Consider the following 3,315-nt stretch of genomic DNA (forward strand, 5'->3'; position numbering starts at 1 on the left):
CACGCTGGCGCAGCAGCGCGCCGATGCGATGGGGCAGGTCATGCCGGAATTCGAAGCCTGCGTGGCGGATGAACAGGATCAGCCGCTGCCGGATGGGACTGCCGGAGAGCTGTTGCTGCGCCCGCGCCAGCCGTTTCTGGTGGCGACCGGGTACTTCGGCATGCCGGACAAGACGGTAGAGGCCTGGCGCAACCTGTGGTTTCACACGGGTGACCGCGTGGTGCGGGATGCCGATGGCTACTTCCGGTTCCTGGACCGCATGAAGGATGCTATCCGCCGCCGAGGGGAAAATATTTCCTCTTTCGAGGTTGAGCAGGTGTTGCAATCGCATCCCGCCGTGGAGGCGGCAGCGGTGTACGCGGTGCGCTCGGAGCTGGCGGAAGACGAGGTGATGGCCGCGCTGCTGTTCAAGCCCGGGCAGCAGGCCAGCCCGGAGGCCTTGCTGGATCATTGCCAGCCGCGCATGCCGTATTTCTCGGTGCCGCGCTATGTACGCATTCTGGCTGTGATGCCGCGCACCGAGAACGGCAAGATCCGTAAATTCGGTTTGCGTGAAGAGGGCGTGACGGCAGACACCTGGGACCGGGAAAGCGTGGGGTATCAGGTGTTGCGCTGAGCCGCAGGACGGCTGGCGAGCCATGCCAGCAGCAGGAAATAAAACAATAAGTCCACCAAAGAATCCACCAAAGAAGAAGGAGAGGAGACATGAATCAGACAGCAATCCCCGGCCTGTCCGGCCTATCCGGCCTAGCGGCAGGGAGGCAGCCATGAGCAGCTTGGAGACTCAGGAAAAGTGGGCCGCCAGCGGCCAGCCCGGCGCTGAGGATGAAGCGGCGCGCAAGCGGCGCACGCGCCGTGTTGTCTTGGCCTCGGTGGCGGGCAATGCGATGGAGTGGTATGACTTCTTCATCTATGGCACGGCGGCGGCGCTGGTGTTCGGGAGTTTGTTCTTCCCCAAGGGAACCGACCCGATGCTGGGGACGATGGGCGCGTTTGCCGGCCTGGCGGTAGGCTTTCTGGCGCGTCCCCTGGGCGGCATTATTTTTGGCCATATCGGGGATCGCTATGGCCGCAAGCTGGCGCTGGAATGGACCTTGGGCATCATGGGGGCAGCAACCTTCCTGATCGGCCTGTTGCCGACCTATGATCAAGCGGGTATCTGGGCGCCTGTCGCCATGGTGATTCTGCGCGTTTTGCAGGGGATGGCGGCAGGCGGCGAATGGGGCGGCGGCGTGTTGCTGATCAGCGAAGCCGTGGGCGGCAAGCGGCGCGGTTATTTTTCATCGTTCAGCCAGCTGGGCGTGGCGGGCGGCTTCGTGCTGTCTTCCGGGGTATTCATGCTGGCCCAGCAATTGCCGCAGGAGGCTTTCATGAGCTGGGGCTGGCGTGTGCCCTTCCTGTTGAGCATCATTATTTTCGGTGTGGGCCTGTATATCCGCAAACGCATTCCTGAAAGCGAGGCGTTCGTGCAGGTCAAGAAAACGGCCAAGCGCGGCATGCCGGCTGTCGAGGTGTTCCGCCGCTATCCGCGCCAGGTGTTTACTGCCATGGGCTTGCGCATGGCGGAAAACGGCGGCTCGTATATGTTTCTGGCCTTCGCGCTGGCTTACGGCAAGTTTCTGGGGATTTCCAATGACATCATGCTGGGGGGCGTGCTGCTGTCCATGCTTATCGAATTGGGCACGCTGGTCTGGTTCGGCCACCTGTCTGACCGTATCGGGCGCCGCACCGTCTATCTGATCGGTTCGGTAGGTTTGATGCTGGTGGCTTTCCCGTTCTTCTGGCTGTTGCAAACCAAAGAGCCCCTATGGATTTTCCTGGCATTCTTCCTGGGCAATACGATTTGCCATGCTGCCATGATAGGGACGCAGCCCGCGTATTTTGCCGAGCTTTTCCCGGCCGAAGTCCGTTATACCGGCCTGGCGCTGGGGCATGAGCTGGCATCGGTACTGGCTGGCGGCTTATCGCCATTGATTGCGATGGCATTGCTGCGCAGCTATGAGTCTGCGACGCCAGTCGCGATTTATCTGCTGTGCCTGGCGGGGATCACGGTCGTGACCCTATTGTTGACCAAAGAGCCGGAACGGCAGGAGTAAGCATGACACAGAGGCGAGCGCCGGGCATTGTCGGAACCGGGGAAACAGCGTTTTTGCGCCGTCCCGGCCCGGATTGCAGTACGGCGGGTTTGCTGGCCAGCGCCATCGAGCGCGCGCTGGCGGATGCCGGCCTGGCGCTGGCGGATGTGGATGGTCTGGGCGTAGCTTCGTTTACCCTGCGCCCAGACCGCGCCATCGACCTGGCCTGGCACTTGGGGCTGGGCCTGCGCTGGTGCATGCAGGATGAAATGGGCGGGGCCAGCGCCATCAATCTGCTGCGGCAGGCCTGGCTCGCGCTGGAGGCGGGCCAGGCGCGCACCATCGTGCTGGCGGCGGGGGATCATTTTGCCGGGGCGGATTTCGCCGCGCTGGTGAATGATTACAACACCAGCGCCAGGGATTATCTGAGCCCTTTAGGCTGCCTGGGCCCTAACCCCTTGTTCGCCATGCTGACGCAGCGGCAGATGGCAGCGCATGGCTTGAGCCGGGAAGATTACGGCGCATTGTGCGTGGCGCAGCGCCGCTATGCGGCGCATAACCCGAACGCGGCCTACCGGGAGCCTTTGACATTGCAGGCGTATCTGGAGGCGCCCATGGTGGCGCCGCCGCTGGGGCGGCTGGATTGCGTGCCGGTTGTCAGCGGCGCGACAGCCCTGGTATTGCAGGCGCAGCCGCAGGGGGTAAGCGTCAGGCTGCTGGCGCAAGGCGCTGGCTATAACCTGGACCAGCAAGAGGGGGATGGCTTGAGCACTGGTATTGCCAGCTTTGCGGCAGAGCTCTGGACACAGGCCGGGTGCCAGCCCGGCCAGATGGATGTCGTGGGCGTGTATGACGACTATCTGGCCATGATTCTGGCGCAGATGCAGGATCTGGGACTGGTGTCGGGCCATGGGCTGCGCGATTTCATTGCGCAGCGGCTGCTCAGCGGCGCCTTGCCATTCAATACAGCGGGCGGGCAGTTGTCGGCAGGGCAGACTGGGGCGGGGGGAGGCATGCATATTCTGGCCGAAGTGGTGCGCCAGCTGCTGGGCCGGGCAGGGACGGGCCAGGTGGCGGGCGCCCGGCTGGGCGTGGCAAGCGGTTACGGCATGGTGCAGCAACGTTATGGCATGTGCGCCAATGCCGTGGTGCTGGGCCGGGAGGTATCTTGATGGCAACCCAAATCTTGCAGGTTTTCGAATGCCAGTCTTGCGCTCACCGGGTCTATCCGGCGCGTTTG

3 protein-coding genes are annotated in these 3,315 nt (G+C 63.2%); all 3 read left to right on the forward strand.

Annotated elements, in window-relative coordinates:
* Positions 1 to 616: AMP-binding enzyme (locus tag ACTJGZ_RS15825; RefSeq protein ID WP_441663851.1), on the forward strand; the 616-nt coding region annotated here is incomplete at its 5' end.
* A gap of 151 nt (positions 617 to 767) precedes the next feature.
* Complete coding sequence (locus tag ACTJGZ_RS15830; protein WP_441663852.1) at positions 768 to 2,096, forward strand: MFS transporter; 1,329 nt, start codon at positions 768 to 770, stop codon at positions 2,094 to 2,096.
* A 2-nt stretch (positions 2,097 to 2,098) separates the two neighbouring features.
* Positions 2,099 to 3,247 carry a thiolase family protein gene (locus ACTJGZ_RS15835; RefSeq protein ID WP_441663853.1) on the forward strand — a complete coding sequence of 383 codons (1,149 nt, stop codon included), beginning with the start codon at positions 2,099 to 2,101 and terminating at the stop codon, positions 3,245 to 3,247.
* The last annotated feature ends 68 nt before the right edge of the window (positions 3,248 to 3,315 follow it).

The organism is Kerstersia sp. (assembly GCF_052103615.1).
In the GTDB taxonomy this organism is placed as follows: Bacteria; Pseudomonadota; Gammaproteobacteria; order Burkholderiales; family Burkholderiaceae_B; genus Kerstersia.